Origin of the sequence: Streptomyces marincola (assembly GCF_020410765.1) — a bacterium.
Lineage (GTDB): Bacteria > Actinomycetota > Actinomycetes > Streptomycetales > Streptomycetaceae > Streptomyces > Streptomyces marincola.
Window position 1 is genome coordinate 6,385,811 of sequence record NZ_CP084541.1, and the last position, 25,219, is coordinate 6,411,029.

At 72.5% G+C, this 25,219-nt stretch carries 1 protein-coding gene (only partly in view); it reads left to right on the forward strand.

Annotated features, from left to right (window positions below):
• A protein-coding gene (locus tag LC193_RS28175; RefSeq protein WP_226078199.1) for a type I polyketide synthase crosses the window boundary here: on the forward strand, window positions 1-25,219 show its 3' portion. Its footprint begins 22,205 nt before the window's first position; 25,219 of the gene's 47,424 nt are visible here — the last part of the coding sequence; the start codon falls outside the window, past its left edge; the stop codon is at window positions 25,217-25,219.

Below are 25,219 nucleotides of genomic sequence, written 5' to 3' on the forward strand. Positions count from 1 at the left end.
GGACAACGGCCCCGTTTGGCAGGGTCAGGTGCTGCCGTGGGTGGTTTCCGCGGGTGGTGCGGAGGCGTTGGCGGGTCAGGCGGGTCGGCTCGCTGAGGCGGTCGGCGGTGCTGGTGTGGATGCGGTGGATGTGGGTTGGGCGTTGGCGTCCTCGCGTGCGGTGTTGGAGCACCGGGCCGTGGTGTGGGGTGCGGAGACCGGCGAGTTGGTGTCCGGGTTGCGGGGTGTGCTGTCGGGTGAGGTGTCGGGCCGGGCCGTCGTAGGTGTGGCGGGGTCTGATGCGGGTGCTGGGTCGGTGTTTGTGTTTCCTGGGCAGGGGTCGCAGTGGATCGGTATGGGGCGTGGGTTGCTTGATGCGTCGCCGGTGTTCGCGGCGCGGTTGGGTGAGTGCGGGGAGGCGTTGGCGCCGTTTGTGGGGTGGTCGTTGGTCGAGGTGCTGCGGGGTGCGGATGAGGGGTGGTTGGAGCGGGTGGATGTGGTTCAGCCGGTGTTGTGGGGGGTGATGGTGTCGTTGGCGGCGGTGTGGGAGTCGGTGGGTGTGGTGCCCTCTGCGGTGGTGGGGCATTCGCAGGGTGAGATCGCGGCTGCTGTGGTGGCGGGTGCGTTGTCGTTGGCGGATGGCGCGCGGGTGGTGGCGCTGCGCTCGTTGGCTATCCGTGAGTTGGCCGGTGGCGGGGGCATGGTGTCCCTGGCTGCGGGTGCGGGGCGGGTGGAGGAGCTGCTGGCTTCTGCTGGTGCGGGTGGGGTGTCGGTGGCGGTGTTGAACGGGCCGTCGGCGACGGTGGTGGCGGGTGATGTGGCGGGGCTCGACGCGGTGATCGCTGCCGCTGAGGCGGCGGGGGTGCGGGCGCGGCGGGTGCCGGTGGACTACGCCTCCCACTCCCCGCACGTCGAGGCGATCGAGGAGCGGATCCTGGCCGACCTGGCGCCGATTGTGCCTCGGTCGTCGCGGGTGCCGTTGGTGTCGGCGGTGTCGGGTGAGGTGCTGGACACGGCCGGGATGGATGCGGGGTATTGGTATCGGAATCTGCGGCAGCCGGTGCGGTTCGCCGACGCGGTGGGCACGGCTCTGTCGTTGGGGTTCCGGTCGGTGGTCGAGGTCAGCGCGCATCCGGTGCTGACGATGAGCGTGCAGGCGGTGGCCGAGGAGACCGACACCGGGCCGGTCGTCGTCGTGGGCACGCTGCGCCGCAACGAGGACGAGGCCGCGCGGTTGGTGGCGTCCGCTGCCGAACTGTGGGTCAACGGCGCCACGGTGGACTGGGCGGCGTTCTACGCCGGGCGCGCCGTGCACCGCGTGGACCTGCCCACCTACGCCTTCCAGCGTGAGCGGTTCTGGTTGGTGGAGGAGTCGGGTCGTGGGGATGTGAGTGGTGCGGGGCTGGCGGCGGCGGAGCACCCGTTGCTCGGTGCCTCGGTCACGCTGGCGGCCGATGGCGCTGTGGTGCTGACGGGCCGGTTGTCGTTGCGTACGCATCCGTGGTTGGCGGATCACGCGGTGAACGGCACGGTGCTGTTCCCGGGGACCGGTGTCGTCGAGCTGGCCATCCGCGCCGGCGACGAAGTCGACTGCCAGCACCTGGCCGAGCTCACGTTGCAGGCGCCGCTCGTGCTCCCGGAGCGCGGTGGGGTTCGGGTGCAGGTCGTTGTCGCGGCGCCGGACGGTGCCGGGCGACGAGACGTCCATGTCTACTCCCGTGGCGAGGACGCCGATCCTCGTGACGCGTGGACCTGCCATGCCGAAGGTGTGCTGCTTGGCGAGCGGGTCGACGCGGCCGACGGGGCGGATCTGTCGGTGTGGCCGCCGGTGGGTGCGGAGCCGGTCGACGTGTCGGAGTTCTACTCGGAGGCCGCCGCGGCGGGGTACGGGTACGGGCCGGTGTTCCAGGGGCTGCGTGCGGCCTGGCGGCGCGGTGAGGAGATCTTCGCCGAGGTCGCCCTGCCGGAGGACGAGCAGGCTTCGGCCGCGTCGTTCGGTATCCACCCCGCGCTCCTCGACGCCGCCCTCCACGCGAACGGCCTCGTAGCCGGCACGGAGGGAGACGTGCGTCTGCCGTTCGCCTGGTCGGGAGTGTCCCTCCTGGCCGTGGGCGCGGCCTCGGTGCGGGTCCGGCTGTCCGTGGTGGGTGAGGACGCGTTGTCCGTCGATCTCGCGGACACGGCCGGCCGGCCGGTGGCGACGGTCGCCTCGTTGTCTGTCCGGCCGGTGTCCGCCGAGCAGCTGGCGACCGCGGGAGCCGGCGGCTCCGATGTGGACAACGTCGCCTTCCGCCTGGAGTGGACCGCCACGGGCCTGCCCGCGGACGAGACGCACCAGGTCGCCTCGCCGGAGACCTGGGTCTCGCTGGGCGAGGACCACCTCGGTCTCGGCCTGCGCGGTGTCGCGGAACTGGATGAGCTGGCGGCCGGCGAGGTGCCGCCCGTGGTGCTCCTGCCTGTGGGCGGCGACGTGCTGGAGGGCGAGGTCGGCAGCGACCTGGCCGGAGTCGTGCACGAGACCTCGGCGCGGGTGCTCGACACGGTGCAACGGTGGCTGGCGGACGAGCGTTTCGCCGAGTCCCGTCTGGTCGTGGTGACCAGGGGCGCGGTGGCCGCCGGCGACGACGAGCGGATGACCGGGCTGGCGCAAGCCGCGGTGTGGGGCCTGGTGCGTTCCGCCCAGTCGGAGAACCCCGGGCGCCTGCTCCTTGTCGATCTTGATCCCGAAGCGGTCGGCACGGACGAGCACGCACGGGGCGCGGCGTGGATCGAAGATGCTCTCGCGTTGGATGAGCCGCAGGTAGCGGTGCGTGGTGGTGGTGTGGTGGTGCCGCGGTTGGTGCGGGCCGGGGCGGGTTCGGAGCAGGCCGCGGTTGGGGCTGGGGTTGAGGGTGTGGATGCGTCGGGGACGGTGCTGATTACGGGTGGTACGGGTGTGTTGGGTGGGTTGCTGGCTCGGCATCTGGTGGAGCGGTATGGGGTGCGGTCGTTGGTGTTGACGAGTCGTCGTGGGTTGGCGGCGGATGGTGCGGTGGAGTTGGTGGCGGAGCTGCGGGCGGCTGGTGCGTCCGTCGAGGTGGTGGCGTGTGATGCGGCGGATCGTGAGGAGTTGGCGCGGGCGTTGGCGTCGGTGCCGGCGGAGTTCCCGTTGCGTGGTGTGGTGCACGCGGCCGGCGTCCTCGACGACGGGCTGATCACCTCGCTGAACGACGAGCGGCTGCATGCGGTGATGCGCCCGAAGGTCGACGCGGCACTGCACTTGCACGACCTCACGCGTGATGCCGACCTGTCGCTGTTCGTCGTCTATTCCTCGGCTGCCGGCATATTCGGTAATGCGGGTCAGGGGAATTATGCGGCGGGGAATGCGTTTGTGGATGGGTTGGTGGCGTATCGGCGTGGGTTGGGGTTGTCGGGTGTGTCGTTGGCGTTTGGGTTGTGGGGTGTGGAGTCGGGGTTGACTGGTGGTGTGGTGGGTCGTGGTGTGGGTGCGGGTGTGGTGGTGGGGTTGTCGGTGGGTGAGGGGTTGGGTGTGTTTGATCGGGGTGTGGGGTTGGGTGGGTTGGTGGTTGGGGTGCGTTTTGATTGGGGTGTGGTGCGGGGGCAGGTGCGTGGTGGTGTGGGGTCGTCGGTGTTGCGTGGGTTGGTGTCGGTGGGGGGTCGGCGTGTGGTGCGTGGTGGTGGGGTTGTGGGTGGGGGTTCGGGGTTGGTGGGGCGTTTGGTGGGGGTGTCGGAGGGTGAGCGGTTGGGTGTGGTGTTGGAGGTGGTGCGGGGTGCGGTTGCTGGTGTGTTGGGGCATGTGTCGGGTGAGGTGATTGGTGGGGAGCGGGCGTTCAAGGATTTGGGGTTTGATTCGTTGTTGGCGTTGGAGTTGCGTAATCGGTTGGGTGAGTTGGTGGGGGTGCGGTTGCCGGCGACGTTGGTGTTTGATTATCCGACGCCGGTGGCGTTGGCGCGGTTTGTGTTGGGTGAGTTGATGGGTGGTGTGGTGGAGGGTGTGGGTTCTGGTGTGGTGTCGGTGGGTTCGGGTGTGGTGGATGATCCGGTGGTGATTGTGGGTGTGGCGTGTCGTTATCCGGGTGGGGTGGGTTCGGCTGAGGATTTGTGGGGGTTGGTGCGTGCGGGTGGGGATGCGGTGGGTGATTTTCCGGTGGATCGGGGTTGGGATGAGGGTTTGTATGATGCGGATCCGGATGCGCGGGGGAAGGTGTATGCGCGTGCGGGTGGGTTCTTGTATGACGCGGCGGAGTTTGATGCGGGGTTGTTTGGTATCAGTCCGCGTGAGGCGACGGCGATGGATCCGCAGCAGCGGTTGTTGTTGGAGACGGTGTGGGAGGTGTTCGAGCGGGCTGGTGTTCCGGCGGATGGTGTGCGTGGGTCCCGCACGGGCGTTTTCGTGGGATCGATGTACCACGACTACGCCAGCAGGTTCAGCAGGATTCCGGAGGACATGGAGGGCTACGTCGGAATCGGTGCATCGGGTAGTGCCGTTTCCGGTCGGTTGGCTTACACGTTCGGGCTTGAGGGTCCCGCGGTGACGGTGGACACGGCGTGCTCCTCGTCGCTGGTGGCGTTGCATTTGGCAGCGCAGGCGTTGCGGAACGGTGAGTGCGAGATGGCGCTTGCCGGTGGTGTGACGGTGATGTCGACGCCGACGACGTTCGTTGATTTCTCGCGGCAGCGTGGTTTGTCGGCGGACGGCCGCTGCAAGTCGTTTGCTTCGGCGGCGGACGGCACGGGCTGGTCCGAGGGTGTGGGTGTGCTGTTGCTTGAGCGTCTTTCGGACGCGCGGCGCAACGGCCACCAGGTCCTGGCGGTGGTGCGCGGTTCGGCGATCAACCAGGACGGCGCCAGCAACGGCATCACCGCGCCGAACGGCCCCTCGCAGCAGCGCGTGATCCGGGCCGCGCTGGCCAGCGCCGGCCTCGCGTCCGACGAGGTCGATGCGGTGGAGGCACACGGCACCGGTACGACCCTCGGTGACCCGATTGAGGCGCAGGCGTTGCTGGCGACGTACGGGCGGGATCGGGCGGATGACCGGCCGTTGTGGTTGGGGTCGATCAAGTCGAACATCGGTCATTCGCAGGCGGCTGCGGGTGTGGCTGGTGTGATCAAGATGGTGATGGCGATGCGGGAGGGTGTGCTTCCGCGGTCGCTGCACATTGATGAGCCGTCGGAGCATGTGGACTGGTCGGCGGGTGCGGTCGAGCTGCTGGTGGAGGAGCGGGCCTGGCCGGAGACGGGGCGTGCGCGTCGGGCGGGTGTGTCGTCGTTCGGTGCGTCGGGCACGAACGCGCACGTGATCCTGGAGGAGGCCCCGGCCGAGGACGTCGAGCCGAAGCCCGTGGTGCTGCCGGGCGACCGCCTGCCGGTGATCCCGTGGGTGGTGTCCGCGCGGGATGCGGATGCCGTCGTGGCGCAGGCGGAACGGCTGGCCGAGGCCGCTGTTGAGCTGGATCCGGCGGATGTCGGGTGGTCGTTGGTGTCCGGGCGTGCGGCGCTGCCGTCTCGTGCGGTGGTGTGGGGCCGGGACACTGAGGAACTGGTCGCGGCTCTGGGTGAGGTCTCGGCTGCGGAGCAGGTGGTCGAGGGCCGGGTCGCGGTGCTGTTCACGGGGCAGGGTGCGCAGCGGGCTCGGATGGGTGCGGAACTGGCTGCCGCGTTCCCGGTGTTCGCGGAGGCCCTGGCCGAGGTGTGTGCCGGGTTCGATGGTCTGCTGCCGCGTCCGCTGGCTGAGGTGCTGGCCGACGAGACCAGTGACGACCTGGATCGGACGGTGTTCACGCAGGCGGGGCTGTTCGCGGTCGAGGTGGCGCTGTGGCGGCTGATCGAGTCGTTCGGCGTCAAGCCGGACTTCGTCGCGGGGCACTCGATCGGTGAGATCGCCGCCGCGCACGTGGCGGGGGTGTTCGGTCTTGAGGACGCCTGCCGTCTGGTGGCGGCGCGCGGTTCGCTGATGCAGGCGTTGCCTGCCGGTGGTGCGATGCTGTCGGTTCAGGCCACGCCGGAGCAGGTCAGCGAGGCCCTGGCGGATGTTCCTGAGCTTGATGTGGCGGCGGTCAACGGGCCGCGGTCCGTTGTGGTGGCCGGTGAGGAGGCGGCGGTCGAGCGGCTGCGGGAGTCGTTCACCGAAGCTGGTGTGAAGACGCGGCGGCTGTCGGTGTCGCATGCGTTCCACTCGCGGCTGATGGATCCGATGCTGGAGGAGTTCGAGCGGGTCGCTTCGACGCTCACCTACCGCGCCCCCGCCATTCCCGTGGTGTCGAACGTCACGGGTGAGCTGGCCGGGGTGGAGATCGGGTCGGCGGAGTACTGGGTGCGGCACGTGCGCGCCACGGTGCGGTTCGCGGACGGTATTGCCGCGCTGCGTGACGCCGGTGTGTCGACGTTCCTGGAGCTGGGGCCGGACGCGACGCTCACCGCGATGGGTGCGGAGTGCCTGCCCGAGGACGACGCCACCGCCGCGTTCGTCGCTGCCACGCGGCGTGAGCGTGACGAGGTGGAGACGTTCACCAGTGCCCTGTCCCGGGTCTGGGGGCGTGGTGTGTCCGTGGACTGGAAGGCTGCGTTCGCCGGGCGCGCGGTGCGCCGGGTCGACTTGCCGACGTATGCCTTCCAGCGGCAGCGGTACTGGCTCGAAGGCGACACCAGCAGCGACCCGACTGGACTCGGCCTCGGCGCGGCCGAACACCCGCTGCTCGGTGCCGCCGTCAACCTGGCGGGGGACAACGGCCTGGTGCTGACCGGGCGGCTTTCTCTCCGGACTCACCCGTGGCTGGCGGACCACGCGGTGGGTGGGGCGGTGTTGTTCCCGGGGGCCGGGTTTGTCGAGCTGGCGATTCGTGCTGGTGACGAGGTCGGGTGTGGTCATCTGCGGGAGCTGACGCTTCAGGCGCCTTTGGTGCTGCCGGAGCGTGGTGGGGTGCAGGTGCAGGTGGTTGTCGGTGGGGCCGACGACTCCGGTCAGCGGGACGTGCGCGTCTACTCCCGCCCTGAGCACAACGACACCGACCAGGTCTGGGTCATGCATGCGGAAGGCGTGCTCGCACGGGAGCAGTCTGTCTCCGCCGTGACGGGGTTGGTGGAGTGGCCGCCGGTGGGTGCGGTGGCGGTTGATGTGTCGGGGTTGTATGGGGAGGTTGCTGGGGCGGGGTATGGGTATGGGCCGGCGTTCCGTGGGTTGCGTGGGGTGTGGCGGCGTGGTGAGGACGAGGTGTTCGCCGAGGTTGTGTTGCCGGAGGGTGAGCGGGAGCGTGCGGGTGGTTTTGGGATGCATCCGGCGTTGTTGGATGCGGTGTTGCATGGGGCGTTGGTGATGGATGGTGGGGTGTCGGGGTTGCGGTTGCCGTTTGTGTGGTCGGGTGTGTCGTTGGTGGCGTCGGGTGCGGTGTCGGTGCGGGTGCGGTTGGTGCGTTCTGGGGTGGATGGGTTGTCGGTGGTGGTGGCGGATGGTGTGGGTGGTTTGGTGGCGCGGGTGGAGTCGTTGGTGTTGCGGCCGGTGTCGGTGGGGCAGTTGTCGGCTGCGGCGGGTGCGGGTGCGGAGTTGGAGACGTTGTTCCGGGTGGAGTGGACGCCGGTGGGTGGGGAGGTTGCCGGGGCCGGGGTGGGTTCTGCGGGTGATTGGGTGGTGTTGGGTGAGGATGGGGTGGGGCTTGGGGTTGCGCGGGTGGGGTCTTTGGGTGAGCTGGAGGGTGGTGTGGTGCCGTCGGTGGTGGTGTTGCCGTTGGTGTCGGGTGGTGTGGGTGCTGAGGGTGCGGTTCAGGTTGCTGGTGGGGTGTTGGAGTGGGTGCGGGAGTTTGTTGCGGATGAGCGGTTGGCGGGGTCGCGTCTGGTCGTGGTGACGCGGGGTGCGGTGGCCGCGGGTGCGGGCGAGGACGTGACGGATCTCGCGCACGCCCCGGTATGGGGTCTGATCCGCTCCGCCCAGTCCGAACTTCCCGACCGCTTGCTCCTGGTCGACATCGACCGAGACGGTGACGAGCACCTTGTCGGTGCGGTGGAAGCCGCTTTGGCCTCGGGTGAGTCGCAGGTGGTGGTGCGGGGTGGTGTGGTGTTGGTGCCGCGGTTGGTGCGGGTGGTGTCGGGTGGTGGGGTTGGTTTGGTGCCGCCGGTGGGTGAGGTGGCGTGGTCGGTGCAGTCTGTGGGTGGGGGGACGTTGGAGTCGTTGGCGTTGGTGGGGGAGCCGGGGGCTCGGGGTGTGTTGGGTGCGGGTGAGGTGCGGGTTGCGGTGCGTGCTGCGGGGTTGAACTTCCGTGATGTGTTGATGGGGTTGGGGATGTATCCGGGTGAGGCGGTTTTGGGTGGTGAGGCTGCTGGTGTGGTGGTCGAGGTGGGTGAGGGTGTTGAGGGTCTGGCTGTGGGGGATCGGGTGTTCGGTCTGATCCAGCGCGGGTTCGGTCCGTTGGCGGTGGTGGACGCGCGGTTGGTGGCGCGGATGCCGGTGGGGTGGTCGTTCGAGCAGGCGGCGTCGGTGCCGGTGGTGTTCCTGACCGCGTACTACGGCCTGGTGGATCTGGCCGGGTTGCGGGCGGGGGAGTCGGTGCTGGTCCATGCCGCCGCGGGCGGCGTGGGCATGGCGGCGGTGCAGCTCGCCCAGCACCTGGGCGCGACGGTGTTCGCCACGGCCAGTGAGGCCAAGCAGGAGGTTGTGCGGGAGCTGGGGGTGCCGGTGGAGCGGATCGCGTCCTCGCGCGACCTGGACTTCCGCGACGCGTTCCTTGCGGCGACCGGTGGTGCGGGTGTGGATGTGGTGTTGGATTCGCTGGCGCGTGAGTTCGTGGACGCCTCTCTTGAGTTGCTGCCGCGTGGTGGGCGGTTCTTGGAGATGGGGAAGACGGATATTCGTGATGCGGATCGGGTTGCGGCTGATTTTGCGGGTGTGTGGTATGCGGCGTTTGATATGCAGGATGCGGGGCCGGATCGTATTGCTGGGATGCTCGGTGAGTTGTTGGAGCTGTTTGAGCGGGGTGTGCTGCGTCCGTTGCCGGTGAGGTCGTGGGATGTGCGGCGGGCGCCGGAGGCGTTCCGTTTCATGTCCCAGGCCCGGCACATCGGGAAGATCGTGCTGACCGTGCCGCCGGCTCTCGACTCGCGGGGCACGGTGCTGATCACGGGTGGTACGGGGACGCTCGGTTCGCTGCTGGCTCGTCATCTGGTGGTCGAGCACGGGGTGCGTTCGCTGGTGCTGACCAGTCGCAGGGGCCTTGAGTCCCCGGGCGCGGTGGAGCTGGCGGCTGAGTTGGAGCAGGCGGGCGCGCGGGTCGAGATCGCCGCCTGCGACGCGGCCGACCGTGATGAACTGGCCGCTGTGCTTTCCGCTGTTCCGGCTGAGCACCCGCTGACCGGTGTGGTGCATGCTGCGGGTGTGGTGGATGACGGTGTGGTGGGGTCGTTGTCTGGGGAGCGGTTGCGGCGGGTGATGCGGCCGAAGGTGGAGGCTGCGTGGAATCTGCATGAGTTGACGCGTGATGCGGGTCTGTCGTTGTTCGTGTTGTATTCGTCGGCTGCTGGTGTGTTCGGTAATCCGGGGCAGGCGAATTACGCGGCGGCGAACACGTTCCTCGACGCCCTGGCTGTCCACCGTCGTGCGAACGGCCTGCCCGCCACCTCCCTCGCCTGGGGCCTGTGGGGCGAGAGCAGCGGGATGACCGGCCACCTCGGCAGTGCTGAACTGGGCCGGATGGCCGGCAGCGGCATCCAGCCGTTGTCGAACGCCGATGGACTCGCGGCGTTCGATGTGGCGTGTGGGGTGGATGAGGGGTTGTTGGTTGCTGCGCGGTTGGATGTGGCGGGGTTGCGGGGTCGTGTGGCTGGTGGGGGTGTGGTGCCGTCGGTGTTGCGTGGGTTGGTGCGTGGTGCGGGTCGGCGTGTGGCGGAGGGTGTGTCGGGTGGTTCCGGTGGTGGGGCGTTGGGTGCGGCGTTGGCGGGGTTGGGGACGGCGGTGGAGCGGGAGCGGTATGTGGTGGATGTGGTGCGTGGTCATGTGGCGTCGGTGTTGGGGCATGGGTCGGCGCAGGCGGTGGCGGTGGACCGGTCGTTCAAGGAGTTGGGTTTCGACTCGTTGACGGCGGTGGAGTTGCGGAACCGGTTGAACGCGGCGGCGGGTGTGCGGTTGCCGGCGGGTGTGGTGTTCGACTACCCGACTCCGGCTGCTCTGGGCGCGTTCGTGCTGGGGCAGGTGTGGCAGGGCGGGGATGAGGCGGCGCCGGTGGCTGCGGCGTCGGCTGTGTCGGTGGTGTCGGTGGATGAGCCGATCGCGATTGTGGGTATGGCGTGCCGGTTCCCGGGTGGGGTGTCCTCGCCCGAGGGGCTGTGGCGGCTGGTCGAGGAGGGTGTGGACGCGATCGGTGCGTTCCCGACCGACCGTGGCTGGGACCTGGAGGGTCTGTATGACCCGGACCCGGCGCGTTCCGGTACGTCGTACGCCCGTGAGGGCGGGTTCCTGTATGACGCGGCGGACTTCGATCCGCAGTTGTTCGGGATCAGCCCGCGCGAGGCGCTGGCGATGGACCCGCAGCAGCGCCTGCTGCTGGAAGCGTCCTGGGAAGCCCTCGAACGCGCCGGCCTGCCCCCCACCTCACTGCGCGGCAGCCAGACCGGTGTCTTCGCCGGCATGGTGTCCGCCGACTACGCCTCCCGGCTTCCCGAGGTGCCGCAGAACGTCGAGGGCTTCCTCGGGCTGGGCAACGCCGCGAGCGTCGCCTCCGGCCGACTCGCCTACACGTTCGGGCTTGAGGGGCCCGCGGTGACGGTGGACACGGCGTGCTCCTCCGCCTTGGTCGCCCTGCACCTCGCCACCCAGGCCCTGCGCCAGGACGAGTGCGAGATGGCGCTGGTCGGCGGCGTCGCGGTCATGCCGTCGCCCAACATGTTCGTCGAGTTCAGCCGGCAGCGCGGCCTCGCGCCCGACAGCCGCTGCAAGACGTTCTCCGCGCAGGCCGACGGCACCGCGTGGAGCGAGGGCGTCGGCGTCCTGGTCGTCGAGCGGCTTTCGGACGCGCGGCGCAAGGGCCACCAGGTGCTCGCGGTGGTGCGCGGCTCGGCGATCAACCAGGACGGCGCCAGCAACGGCCTCACCGCGCCGAACGGCCCCTCGCAGCAGCGCGTCATCCGCCAGGCCCTGGCCAACGCCGGCCTCGCGACCACCGACATCGACGCCGTCGAGGCCCACGGCACCGGCACCTCCCTCGGCGACCTCATCGAAGCCCAGGCGCTCATCGCGACCTACGGGCAGGACCGGCCCGAGGACCGGCCGTTGTGGCTCGGCTCGCTGAAGTCGAACATCGGCCACACCCAGGCCGCCTCCGGCATCGCCGGCGTCATCAAGATGGTGATGGCCATGCGGCAGGGCGTGCTCCCGCGCTCCCTGCACATCGACGAGCCCTCGCCGCAGGTCGACTGGGAGACCAGCGGTCTGGCGCTGCTCGGCCGGGCCCAGCCGTGGCAGGAGCACGACGGGCCCCGTCGGGCGGGCGTGTCGTCGTTCGGCATCAGTGGCACGAACGCGCACGTCATCATCGAGCAGGCAGCCGAGCCGGAAGCGCCCGCGGAGCCGGTTGCCAAGGCCCAGCCGCCCGTGGTGCCGCTGGCCCTTTCGGGCCGCACCGAGGCCGCGCTGCACGCCCAGGCCGGACGCATGGCCGCGTTCGCCGCCGAACGCGCGGCCCAGCCCGGCGGCACCGGGTCGCTCCTCGACGTGGGTCACTCGCTGGCCTCGACCCGCGCGGCCCTTGAGCACCGCGCCGTGATCGTCGCCGACGACGAGGCCGCCGCTCTCCGCGCGCTGGAAGCGCTCGCCGCCGGGGGAACCGCGCCCGCACTCGTGCGCGGCACCACCGAGGCGGCCGACGGCTCCGTCGCCTTCCTCTTCACCGGTCAGGGCAGCCAGCGCCTGGGCATGGGGCAGGCGCTGGCTGCGGCGGACCCAACGTTCGCGGCCGACCTGGACGCCATCCTCGACGGATTCGACGCGCACCTCGAACGGCCGCTGCGCGACGCGGTCTTCGCGGCACCGGACGGCCCGGACGCCGATCTGCTCGACCAGACCGCCTACACCCAGCCCGCGCTGTTCGCCATCGAGGTGGCTCTCTTCCGCCACGTCGAACGCCTCGGCGTGCGGCCCGACTTCGTCGCCGGTCACTCGATCGGCGAGCTGGCCGCCGCCCACGTCGCCGGAGTGCTCTCGCTCGCCGACGCGACCGCCCTCGTCGCGGCCCGCGGCCGGCTGATGCAGGCGCTGCCCGCCGGGGGCGCGATGGCCGCGATCCAGGCCACCGAGGAAGAAGTCGTCGAAACCCTGACCGGGCGGGACGACACCGTTGCCCTGGCCGCGATCAACGGCCCCGACTCCGTCGTCATCGCCGGCGACGCCGACGCCCTGGCCGAGGTCGTCGAGGTGTGGCGGGCGAGGGGCCGCAGGACCAAGCGCCTGCGGGTCAGCCATGCCTTCCACTCCCCGCACATGGACGGCATGCTGGAGGAGTTCGCCGCCTTCGCGCGCACCCTCACCTTCCACGAGCCGCGCATCCCCGTCGTCTCCAACCTGCTCGGAACGGCCGCCCCGGCCGCGGAGCTGACGTCGCCCGAGTACTGGGTCCGGCACGTCAGGCAGCCGGTCCGCTTCCTCGACGGCATCCGCTGGCTGCGCGCCCAGGGCGTCACCGCGTTCCTCGAACTCGGCCCGGACGGGACCCTCACCGCGATGGCCGACGACTGCCTCGCCGCCGGCCCCGCCGACGCCTCGCCCGAGGATGACGGCACCGCATCCGCCCCGCCGCTGCTCACCGCCGCACTGCGCGGCGACCAGCCGGAGCCGGTCACGCTGCTGCGCGCGCTGGCCGAACTGCACGTCCGCGGCATCACCGTCGACTGGACCGCCCACTACGCCGGCACCGGCGCGACGACGATCGCCCTGCCCACCTACCCGTTCCAGCGGGAGCGGTACTGGCTCCAGAACGCGGCGGCCCCGGCGGGTGCGGAACGCGCCCACGCCACCGACGAGGTGGATGCCCGCTTCTGGGCGGCTGTGGAACGCGGTGACCTGGGCGACCTCGCCGGAACGCTCGGCCTGGAGCTGCCCGCGGGCACCGACCCGCGCACCGACCCCGACGCCCTGCTGCCCGCCCTCGCCGCCTGGCGCCGCACACAGCGCGAGCGCACCACCAGCGGCACCTGGCGCTACCGGGTGACCTGGCAGCCCGTCGCCGAGCTGCCGACCGGGCCGCTCGCCGGCACGTGGCTGGTCGTCCTGCCCGCCGCCCCGGGCACCGGCCCCGCCGCCGACGGCGGCCCGGCCCCCGTCGCCGCCGACTGGGTCGCAGCGTCCCTCCGCGCCCTTGAGGACCGCGGCATCCGTGCCGAGCGGCTCGTCGTGGACCCGGCCACCACCGACCGCGAGGGCTTCGCCGCCCTTCTCGCGTCCGCCACCGCCGCGGGCCCGGTCGCGGGCGTTCTCTCCTACCTCGCGCTTGCCGAGCAGCCGCTGCCCGGCCGCCCCGCGGTGTCCGCCGGCCTCGGCGCGACGCTCGCTCTCATGCAGGCGACGGTGGACGCCGGTCTCGACGCGGCCCTGTGGTGCGTGACCCGTGAAGCGGTCGCCACCACGCCCGCCGAGGGCACCGACGCCCCCGCCGCGGCTCAACTGTGGGGCCTCGGCCGCACGTTCGCCCTGGAACACCCGCACGCCTGGGGCGGTCTGGTGGACCTCCCGGCCACCATCGACACCGCCACCGCCGACCGGTACGCCGACGTGCTGGGCAACAGCGCGGGTGAGGACGAGTGCGCCGTCCGGCCCTCGGGCGTCTTCCTGCGCCGCCTCGCACGCGCCTCCCTCACCACCGAGGACGGCCGCGCCGGGACCTGGCGCCCCGCGGGCACCGCGCTGGTGACCGGCGGCACCGGCGGCCTGGGCGCACACGTCGCCCGCTGGCTCGCCCACGCCGGTACCGAGCACCTGGTGCTCACCAGCCGGCGCGGCGAGGACGCCCCGGGCGCGGCTGAACTGGCCGAGGAACTGCGCGCCACCGGCACCGAGGTCACCGTCGCCGCCTGCGACGTCAGCGACCGGGCAGCCGTCGCGCGGCTCCTGGCCGACCTCGACGGCTCGCAGGAGCTGCCGCCGCTCACCACGGTCGTGCACGCCGCCGGCACCGGCCAGTTCACCGCCGTCGCGGCCATGGACCAGGACGAGCTGTCCCACGTGCTGTCCGCCAAGGTGGCCGGCGCCACGCACCTGCACGAACTCCTGGGCGACCGCGCGCTCGACGCGTTCGTCCTCTTCTCGTCCATCTCCGGTGTCTGGGGCAGCGGAAGCCAGGGCGCCTACGCAGCCGCCAACGCCTACCTCGACGCCCTCGCGGAACACCGCCGCTCCCGCGGCCTCGCGGCCACCGCCGTCGCCTGGGGCGCGTGGGCCGAGGGCGGCATGGTGACCGAGGACAAGGTCGAGCACATGCTGCGGCTCGGCATCCGGCCGATGCGGCCCGCGCTCGCGATCAGCGCCCTTCAGCAGGCACTCGACCACGGGGACACCACCGTCACGGTCGCTGATCTGGACTGGGAGCGGTTCGTCCCGGCGTTCACCGTGACCCGGCCGAGCGCGCTGCTCGCCGACCTGCCGGAGGCGCGCCGCCACCTCGCGGCCCCGGAAGCCGCGGAACGGCCGTCCGCGCCGCGCGACTCCGACCTCGTCCGGCGGCTCTCCGGCCTCTCCGCCGCCGAGCAGCAGCAGGCACTCGCGCACATCGTGCTCACCGAGGCCGCCGCCGTCCTCGGGCACGCGTCCGCCGACCGCATCGAGACCGCGCAGACGTTCAAGGACCTCGGCTTCAGCTCCCTGTCCGCCGTCGACCTGCGGAACCGGCTCAACGCCGCGACCGGCCTCTCCCTGCCCGCCACGCTGGTCTTCGACTACCCGACGCCGCACGCGCTCGCCGGCTTCCTGCGCGGTGAACTGCTCGGCACCGGGCAGCCGGCCCAGGACAGCGTGCGCACCGATGCCGCGCTCGTGGCCGGAACGGGCGGCGGCGCGGGCACCCGCGAGCCGATCGCCATCGTCGCCATGGCCTGCCGCTTCCCCGGCGGCGTGGAGTCCCCCGAGGACCTGTGGCGCCTGATCGCCGACGGAACCGACGCCATCAGCTCCTTCCCCACCGACCGCGGCTGGGACCTGGACGCGCTGTACGACGCGCGCGCCGAACGCCCCGGCACCTCCTACGTCAGGGAGGGCGGCTTCCTGCACGACGTCGCGGACTTCGACGCCGGGTTCTTCGGGATCAGCCCGCGTGAGGCGCTGGCGATGGACCCGCAGCAGCGCCTGCTGCTTGAGACGTCCTGGCAGACCCTGGAACGCGCCGGCATCGACCCGCAGACGCTGCGAGGCAGCGGCACCGGCGTGTTCATCGGCTCCAACCTCCAGGACTACAGCACCCTGCTGAGCGAAGCGGCCGAACTCGTCGAGGGCTACCACGCCACCGGCTCCTCCGCCGCCGTCGTCTCCGGCCGGATCGCCTACGCCCTCGGGCTCGAAGGCCCCACGGTCACCGTCGACACGGCGTGCTCCTCGTCGCTGGTCGCCCTGCACCTCGCCGCCCAGGCGCTGCGGAACGGCGAATGCGACCTGGCGCTCACCGGCGGCGTCACCGTGATGTCCACGCCCGGCGCGTTCATCGAGTTCAGCAAGCAGCGCGGGCTGTCTAGCGACGGGCGCTGCCGCGCCTTCGCCGGCGGCGCGGAGGGCACCGGCTGGGGCGAGGGCGTCGGCATGCTGCTCCTCGAACGCCTCTCGGACGCCCGGCGGAACGGCCACCGGGTGCTGGCCGTGGTCTCGGGCTCTGCGGTCAACCAGGACGGTGCGAGCAACGGTCTGACCGCGCCGAACGGCCCGTCGCAGCAGCGCGTCATCCGCGCGGCCCTGGCGAACGCGGGTCTCGCGACCGCCGACGTGGACGCCGTGGAGGCCCACGGCACCGGCACGCCGCTCGGTGACCCGATCGAGGCCCAGGCACTGATCGCCACCTATGGCCAGGACCGGCCGGCGGACCGGCCGCTGTGGCTCGGCTCGGTGAAGTCGAACATCGGCCACACCCAGGCCGCCGGCGGGGTCGCCGGCGTCATCAAGATGGTGATGGCGATGCGAGCCGGTGTCCTGCCGCGCACGCTGCACGCGGACGAACCGACCCCGCACGTCGACTGGTCCTCCGGCGCCGTCCGGGTCCTCGACCAGGACCGGGAGTGGACCACGCACGACCGTCCGCGCCGCGCCGGCGTGTCCGCCTTCGGCATGTCGGGAACGAACGCCCATGTCATCGTCGAGCAGCCGCCTGCCGAGGTCGAGGCCGCGGCCGACAGCCCGCTCATCGTCTCCGGCGAACCCGCCCTGACCGGCGCACAGGTGCTGCCGTGGGTGGTTTCCGCGGGTGGTGCGGAGGCGTTGGCGGGTCAGGCGGGCCGGCTCGCGGAGGCGGTCGGCGGTGCTGGTGTGGATGCGGTGGATGTGGGTTGGGCGTTGGCGTCGTCGCGTGCGGTGTTGGAGCACCGGGCCGTGGTGTGGGGCGCGGAGGCCGGTGAGGTGCTGGCCGGGGTGCGCGCGGTGGGTCATGGCGACGCCGCGGTGAATGTGGCGCGTGGTGTCGCGGCTTCCGGTTCTGCCTCTGGGCCGGTGTTTGTGTTCCCGGGGCAGGGGTCGCAGTGGATCGGTATGGGGCGTGGGTTGCTTGATGCGTCGCCGGTGTTCGCGGCGCGGTTGGGTGAGTGCGGGGAGGCGTTGGCGCCGTTCGTGGAGTGGTCGTTGGTGGAGGTGCTGCGGGGTGCGGATGAGAGCTGGCTGGAGCGGGTGGATGTGGTGCAGCCGGTGTTGTGGGGGGTGATGGTGTCGTTGGCGGCGGTGTGGGAGTCGGTGGGTGTGGTGCCCTCGGCGGTGGTGGGGCATTCCCAGGGCGAGATCGCGGCTGCTGTGGTGGCGGGTGCGTTGTCGCTGGCGGATGGCGCGCGGGTGGTGGCGCTGCGCTCGCTCGCGATCCGTGAGTTGGCCGGTGGCGGGGGCATGGTGTCCCTGGCCGCGGGCGCGGAGCGGGTGGAGGAGCTGCTGGCTGAGGCCGGTGTGTCGGGTGGGGTGTCGGTGGCGGCGTTGAACGGGCCGTCGGCGACGGTGGTGGCGGGTGATGTGGCGGGGCTCGACGCGGTGATCGCTGCCGCGGAGGCGGCGGGGGTGCGGGCGCGTCGGGTGCCGGTGGACTACGCCTCCCACTCCCCGCACGTCGAAGCCATCGAGGAACGCATCCTGGCCGACCTCGCCCCGATCGAGCCTCGGGCGTCGCGGGTGCCGTTGGTGTCGGCGGTGTCGGGTGAGGTGCTGGACACGGCCGGGATGGATGCGGGGTACTGGTATCGGAATCTGCGGCAGCCGGTGCGGTTCGCCGACGCGGTGGGCACGGCTTTGTCGTTGGGGTTCCGGTCGGTGGTCGAGGTCAGCGCCCACCCGGTGCTGACGATGAGCGTGCAGGCGGTGGCCGAGGAGACCGAAACCGGGCCGGTCGTCGTCGTGGGCACGCTGCGCCGCAACGAGGACGAGGCCGCGCGGTTGGTGGCGTCCGCTGCCGAGTTGTGGGTCAACGGCGCCACGGTGGACTGGACGGCGTTCTACGCCGGGCGCGCCGTGCACCGCGTGGACCTGCCCACCTACGCCTTCCAACGCAAGCGCTACTGGATCGAGCGCGCCGACGAGACCGACACCGGCGAGGACGCCCGCGCACAGCGTTCGGACTCCGTCGAGGCCGCGTTCTGGCGGGCCGTGGAACGCGAAGACCTCGACGCCCTGTCCGCGACGCTCCCGGTCGACGGCGAACGGGACTCCTGGCAGACGGTCCTGCCCGAACTCGCCTCCTGGCGGCGCAGGCGGAACTCGCTGACCACCGTCGAGAACTGGCGCTACCGGGTCGCCTGGACCCCGTTGCCCGACACCACGGCTCCCGACCTCACCGGCACCTGGCTCCTGGTCACCCCGGCCGGTGCCGAGGACACCTCGGGCTGGGCCGATGACCTCGGCCGCGCCCTCGACGAGCGCGGCGCGACGGTGCGGCGCCTCACGGTGCCCGCGGACGCGGCACACCGCGAGGAGCTGGCGGCGCTCCTGACGGAGACCGTCGGGGAACGCCAGGTCGCCGGGGTCGTCTCCACCCTCGCCCTGGCCCGCGACCCCGAGGCCGGAACCGGCTCCGCGTTCTCGTCCGCGCTTCCCACGACCATGGCGCTCATCCAGGCCATGGGCGACGCGAACGTGACCGGACGCCTGTGGTGCCTCACGTCCGGCGCGGTCTCCACCGGTGGCGACGATGCCGTGCGCGACGACACCCAGGCCATGATCTGGGCACTCGGCCGCGTCGCGGCCCTGGAACACCCCGGCCGCTGGGGCGGGATGATCGACCTGCCCGCCGCGCTCGAAAGCCGGGACCTCACCCGCCTGTGCGCGGTGCTGGCCGGGCGCGACGACGAGGACCAGATCGCGCTGCGCGCCACCGGCCTCTTCGCGCGCCGCCTGCGCCGCTACCCGTTCGACACCGCGCCGGACAGCCGGCCCGAGCCCCCGCGCGGCCCCGCGCTGATCACCGGCGGCACCGGCGCGGTCGGCGCACACCTCGCCCGGCACCTCGCCGGCAACGGCGTCGACAGGATCGTGCTGACGAGCAGGCGCGGCACGGCCGCCCCCGGGGCAACTGAACTGGTCGAGGAACTGGCGCAGTTGGGCGCCGAGGCCACCGTCGTGGCCTGCGACGCGGCGGACCGGGAGGCCCTGGCCCGCGTCGTGGCCGACATGGCGGCCACCGGCACCCCGTTCCGCGCGGTCTTCCACGCGGCCGGCATGGCGACCACCGTCCCGCTGGACGAGGCGGGGCCGGCCGAACTCGCCGAAGCAGCCGACGCCAAGGCGGCCGGAGCCGCGCACCTGGACGAGCTGTTCGGCGCGGACGCCGAACTCGACGCCTTCGTGCTGTTCTCCTCGGGAGCCGCGATCTGGGGCGGGCGCGCCCAGGGCCCGTACGCCGCCGCCAACGCCCGACTGGACGCCCTGGCCCAGCGGCGGCGTGCCCGCGGCCTGCCCGCCACGTCCGTCGCCTGGGGCCTGTGGGACGAGGGCGGCATGGGCAGCGGCGAGGGCGGTGCGCAGCTCCGCCGCCGCGGCCTGTCACCGATGGAGCCGCGACTGGCGCTCCAAGCGCTCGACCACGCCATCCGGGACGACCAGCCCGACCTGGTGGTGGCGGACATCGACTGGTCCAGGTTCGTCGTCGGCTTCACCGCCGCGCGCCCCAGCCAGCTGCTCGCCGACATCCCCGAGGCGCGGCGCGCCGCGGCCGAGTCCGAGACCGTGGCCGCGGGCGCCGACAGCGAGCTGGCCGAACGCCTCGCCACCGCCACGGCGCCCGAACGGGTCGCGATCCTGCGGGACATCGTGCGCACGCAGGCGGCACTCGTCCTCGGCCACTCCGGGCCCGAGGCCGTCGAGGCGGATCGGGCGTTCCGCGACATGGGCTTCGACTCGCTGACCGCCGTCGAACTGCGCAACAAGCTCAGCGCCGCCACCGGGCTCCGGCTGCCCGCGACCGTCGTGTTCGACCACCCCACGTCCGAGGCGCTCGCGGACCACCTCCGCACCGCGCTGCTCGGGGACGACCCGGCCGACTCGGCCGACCCGGCCCAGGAGACGAGCCCCGCGCTCGCCGCCACCGCGGAGGACGAGCCGATCGCCATCGTCGGCATGGCCTGCCGCTACCCCGGCGGCGTCACCGGCCCCGACGAGCTGTGGCGCCTGGTGTCGACCGGCACCGACGCGATGTCGGACTTCCCGACCGACCGCGACTGGGACCTGGAAGCGCTGTTCTCCACCGAACCCGGGCGCCTGGGCACCAGCCGCACCCGGCAGGGCGGCTTCGTGCACGACGCGGGCGACTTCGACCCGGCGTTCTTCGGACTCAGCCCGCGCGAGGCCGTCACCATGGACCCGCAGCAGCGACTGGTCCTCGAAACCGCGTGGGAGGCCATCGAACGCGCCGGTATCGACCCCGAGGTGCTGCGCGGCAGCAGGACGGCCGTCTTCGCCGGTGTCGTCGGCCACGACTACAACCAGCGGCTCCAGCAGGAGACGAAGGAGGTCGAGGGCTTCCGCGTGACCGGCAGCTCGGCCGCCGTCATCTCCGGGCGCGTCGCCTACACCCTGGGTCTCGAAGGCCCGGCGATCACCATCGACACCGCCTGCTCGTCCTCGCTGGTCGCCATCCACCTGGCCGCCCGCTCGCTCACCAACGGCGAGTGCTCGCTCGCCCTGGCCGGCGGCGCGACCGTCATGGCCACGCCCAGCGCGTTCATCGAGTTCTCGCGCCAGGGCGGCCTGTCCGCCAACGGCCGCTGCCACTCGTTCGCGGCCTCCGCGGACGGCACCGGCTGGGGCGAGGGCGCCGGCATGCTGCTCCTGGAACGGCTCTCTGACGCCCGCCGCAACGGGCACCCCGTCCTCGCGGTCATCCGCGGTTCCGCGGTCAACCAGGACGGGGCGAGCAACGGCCTCACCGCGCCGAACGGCCCCTCGCAGGAGCGGGTCATCCGGGAGGCCCTGGCCAGCGCCCGGCTCACCACGGCCGAGGTCGACGCCGTCGAGGCACACGGCACCGCCACCACGCTCGGCGACCCGATCGAGGCGCAGGCGCTGCTCGCCACCTACGGGCAGGGCCGTGCGGAGGACCGGCCGCTGTGGCTCGGCTCGCTGAAGTCGAACATCGGCCACACGCAGGGCGCGGCTGGTGTCGGCGGCGTGATCAAGATGGTGCTCGCGATGCGGGCCGGTGTCCTGCCGCCCACCCTGCACGTCGACGAGCCGACGCCGCACGTGGACTGGGCCGCGGGCGCCGTGGAACTGCTCACCGAGTCCGTGGACTGGCCCGAGACGGGCCGACCGCGCCGCGCCGGCGTCTCGGCGTTCGGCGTGTCGGGCACGAACGCGCACGTCATCCTTGAGCAGGCGCCGGCGGACGCCGAGCCGGGCCCGGTGGTGCTGCCGGGCGACCGCCTTCCTGTGGTGCCGTGGCCGGTGTCGGCGCGCGGCGCCGACGCCCTGACCGCGCAGGCGGAACGGCTGGCGGAGGCCGCTGTCGAGCTGGACGCTGCCGATGTCGGGTGGTCGCTGGCCTCCGGGCGTGCGGCGCTGCCGACCCGCGCGGTGGTGTGGGGCCGGAACACCGATGAACTGGTCGCGGCGCTGCGTGCGGTGTCGGCCGGTGAGGGTGTGGTCGAGGGCCGACTCGCGGTGCTGTTCACGGGGCAGGGTGCGCAGCGGGCCCGGATGGGCGGCGAACTGGCCGACGCCTTCCCCGTGTTCGCGGATGCTCTGGCCGAGGTGTGCGCCGGGTTCGACGGTCTGCTGCCGCGTCCGCTGGCTGAGGTGCTGGCCGACGAGACCAGTGATGATCTGGATCGGACGGTGTTCACGCAGGCGGGGCTGTTCGCGGTCGAGGTGGCGCTGTGGCGGCTGATCGAATCGTTCGGCGTCAAGCCCGACTTCGTCGCGGGGCACTCGATCGGTGAGATCGCCGCCGCGCACGTGGCGGGCGTGTTCGACCTCGCGGACGCCTGCCGTCTGGTGGCCGCGCGCGGCTCGCTGATGCAGGCCCTCCCGGCCGGTGGCGCGATGCTGTCCGTGCGGGCCACGCCCGAGCAGGTGTCGGAAGCCCTGGGCGAGGTCGACGGCCTGGACATCGCGGCGGTCAACGGGCCGCGCTCGGTCGTCGTGGCCGGTGACGAGGCCGCGATCGACCGGCTCGGCACGGTGCTCACCGAAGCCGGTGTGAAGACGCGGCGGCTGACGGTCTCGCACGCGTTCCACTCCCGCCTGATGGACCCCATGCTGGGCGAGTTCGAGGACGTCGCCTCGACGCTCACCTACCGTGCCCCCGCGATCCCGGTCATCTCCAACGTCACCGGTGAACCGGCCGGCGTGGAGATCGGAACGGCCGAGTACTGGGTGCGGCACGTGCGCGCCACCGTTCGCTTCGCGGACGGCATCACGGCCTTGCGCGCCGCGGGGGTGACGACGTTCCTCGAACTGGGTCCGGACGCCACGCTCACCGCGATGGGCGCGGAGTGCCTGCCCGAGGACGACACCACCACCGCGTTCGTCCCCGCCACGCGGCGCGAACGCGACGAGGTGCAGACGTTCACCAGCGCCCTGTCCCGCCTGTGGGCGCGCGGCGTCCGCCTCGACTGGCGGGCCGCGTTCGCCGGGCGCGCCGTGCGCCGGGTCGACCTGCCGACCTACGCCTTCCAGCGGCAGCGGTACTGGCTGCGGCCCGCCGCGGGCAGCGGCGACCCGGCCGGGCTCGGCCTGGCCTCCGCCGGCCACCCGCTGCTCGGCGCCGCCGTGCGGCTGGCGGCCGACGACGGCGCGATGCTGACCGGCCGGCTCTCGCTGCGGACCCACCCGTGGCTGGCGGACCACGCCATCGGCGGCACCGTCCTCTTCCCCGGCACCGGCTTCGTCGAACTCGCCATCCGCGCCGGTGACGAGGTCGGCTGCGCCCACCTGCGGGAACTCACGCTCCAGGCGCCCCTCGCGCTGCCCGAGCACGGCGGCGTCGCCGTCCAGGTGAGCGTCGGCGCCCCCGACGGCACCGGCCAGCGCGACCTCCGCATCCACTCCCGGCCGGACAACGCCGCGGACGAACCGTGGACCCTGCACGCCGAGGGCCTGCTCGCTCCGGAAGCCCCCGCGCCCGTCGGCGCCGGCCTGGTCGTCTGGCCGCCGGCCGACGCCGAGGAGATCGACGTCACCGACCTGTATCCGCTCGCCGCCGAGACGGGCTACGGCTACGGCCCGGTGTTCCAAGGGCTGCGCGCGGCCTGGCGCCGCGGCGACGAGGTCTTCGCCGAAGTCGCCCTGCCGGAAGCCGAGGAGGGCCAGGCCGCCCGCTACGGCATCCACCCCGGCCTGCTCGACGCCGTACTGCACGCCGGCCGCTACATCGAGAGCGGCGGCAACGCCCTGCGGCTCCCGTTCTCCTGGAACGAGGTCACCCTCCACGCCGGCGGCGCCAGCCGGGTGCGCGTCGCCCTCACCGCCGACGGCTCGGACGCGCTGCGCGTCACCGTCACCGACCCGGCCGGCCAGCCCGTACTGACCGCCTCGTCGCTGGCGTTCCGCGTCATCTCGCCCGAGCAGCTCACCTCGGCGGCCCACGCCGACAAGCTGTACCGCCTGGACTGGACGCCGCTGCCGGCCCAGGAACGCGAGGAGCCCGCGCCGTGGACCAGCTGGGCCACACTCGGCACCGACCCGCTCGCCACCGGCGCCGCCCTCCAGTACGCCGAGATGATGGTCAGCACCTACGAGGACATCGACCACCTCAACGCGACCCTCGACGCGGGCATCCCCGCACCCGAGGTGGTGCTGTTCACGCCGAGTTCGCCCAAGCACGCCCCGGACGACCGCGCGGTGGCGGCCCACGCCGCGACCCGCGCCACCCTGGCCGCCGTCCGCACCTGGCTGGCCGACCCGAGGCTGGCGGACACCCGCCTGGTCGTCGTCACCAGCGGCGCCGTCGCCGCCTCCGCCGACGAGGACGTCACCGATCTCGCGGGCGCGCCCACCTGGGGCCTGCTGCGCAGCGCGCAGACCGAGAACCCCGGGCGGTTCCTCCTCGTCGACATCGACCAGGCCGTCGGCAGCGCGGACGAATCACTCAGTGACGCGATCGCCCGCGCCGTCGCCCGGGACGAGACCCAGATCGCCCTGCGCGGCACCGACATCCTCGTCCCGCGCGTCACACCGGAGTCGGCGCCCGCCGCCACGACGAGTGGAACGCCGGCCGACGACACGCGGCACGGCCGGCTCGCCGAGGGCACCGTCCTCGTCACCGGCGGAACCGGGGCGCTCGGCGCCCTGGTCGCCCGCCACCTGGTGGAGACGCGAGGCGTGCGCCACCTGCTGCTCACCAGCCGCCGCGGCCCGGCGGCGCCCGGCGCCGACGCGCTTGTCGCGGCCCTCGCCGAGAGCGGTGCCCGCGCCGACGTCGTCGCGTGCGACACCGCGGACCGGGCCGCCCTGGCGGCGCTGCTCGACGGCATCCCGGCCGACCGCCCCCTCACCGGCGTGTTCCACACGGCCGGCGTCGTGGACGACGGGCTCGTCGCGGCACTCACCGACGAGCAACTGGCCACCGTGCTGCGCCCGAAGACGGACGCGGCGCTCCACCTCGACGAGTTGACGAGGAACGCCGACCTGGGCGCGTTCGTGCTCTTCTCGTCCATCGCGGGAGTCATCGGCGGCGCCGGCCAGGGCAACTACGCCGCGGCCAACGCGTTCCTCGACGCACTCGCCCACCACCGCAGGGCGCACGGCCTTCCCGCGACCTCCGTCGCCTGGGGGCTGTGGCAGCAGGCCGGCGGCATGGCCGGCGCCCTCACCCGGGCGGAACGCGACCGGATCACCCAGTCCGGGGTCGAGCCCCTCACCGCCGAGGCCGGACTCGCCCTCCTCGACGCCGCGGAGCACACCGGCCGGCCGCTGCTGGTGGCCGCCGCCCTCGCCTCCGCCGCGTTGCGCGAGAAGGCACAGGCCGGGCTCCTGCCCACCGTGCTCAGCAGCGCCCTGCCGGCGCCCGCGGGCACGGGCAGGCCCACCACGGCGCGGACCACCGGGGCGGCCGACTCCGCGGGACCGTCCATGGCCCAGCGGCTCGCCGGGCTCACCGGCGAGCAGCGGACCGCGTTCTTCACCGACCTGGTCGCCCACCATGTCGCCGCGGCCCTCGGCTACGGCGCCTCCCAAACAGTGGACGCCGGACGGGAGTTCGCCGAACTCGGCTTCGACTCGCTGACAGCCGTGGAACTGCGCAACGGGCTCAGCGGCGCCACCGGCCTGCGACTGCCCGCCACGCTCGTCTTCGACTACCCGAGCCCGGCCGCGCTCGCCGCGTACCTCGACGAGCAGTTCCCCGTCGAGGACGCCGCGGGAGGCCCGTCCCAGCCGACGGCGTTCGACGAGTTCGAACGGCTTCAGGCGGTCCTCACGTCCGCGCCGCTGGACGAGACGCAACGCGCCCGCATGGTCAAGCAACTCCAGTCGCTGCTGTGGAAACTCGACGGCGAGACCCCGGCCGACGCCCCGGGCGACGAGCCCGAGAGCGGTCCCGCGTCCCTCGACACCGCCACGGACGACGAGATGTTCGACCTGATCAACAAAGAGCTCGGCCTCGGCTGA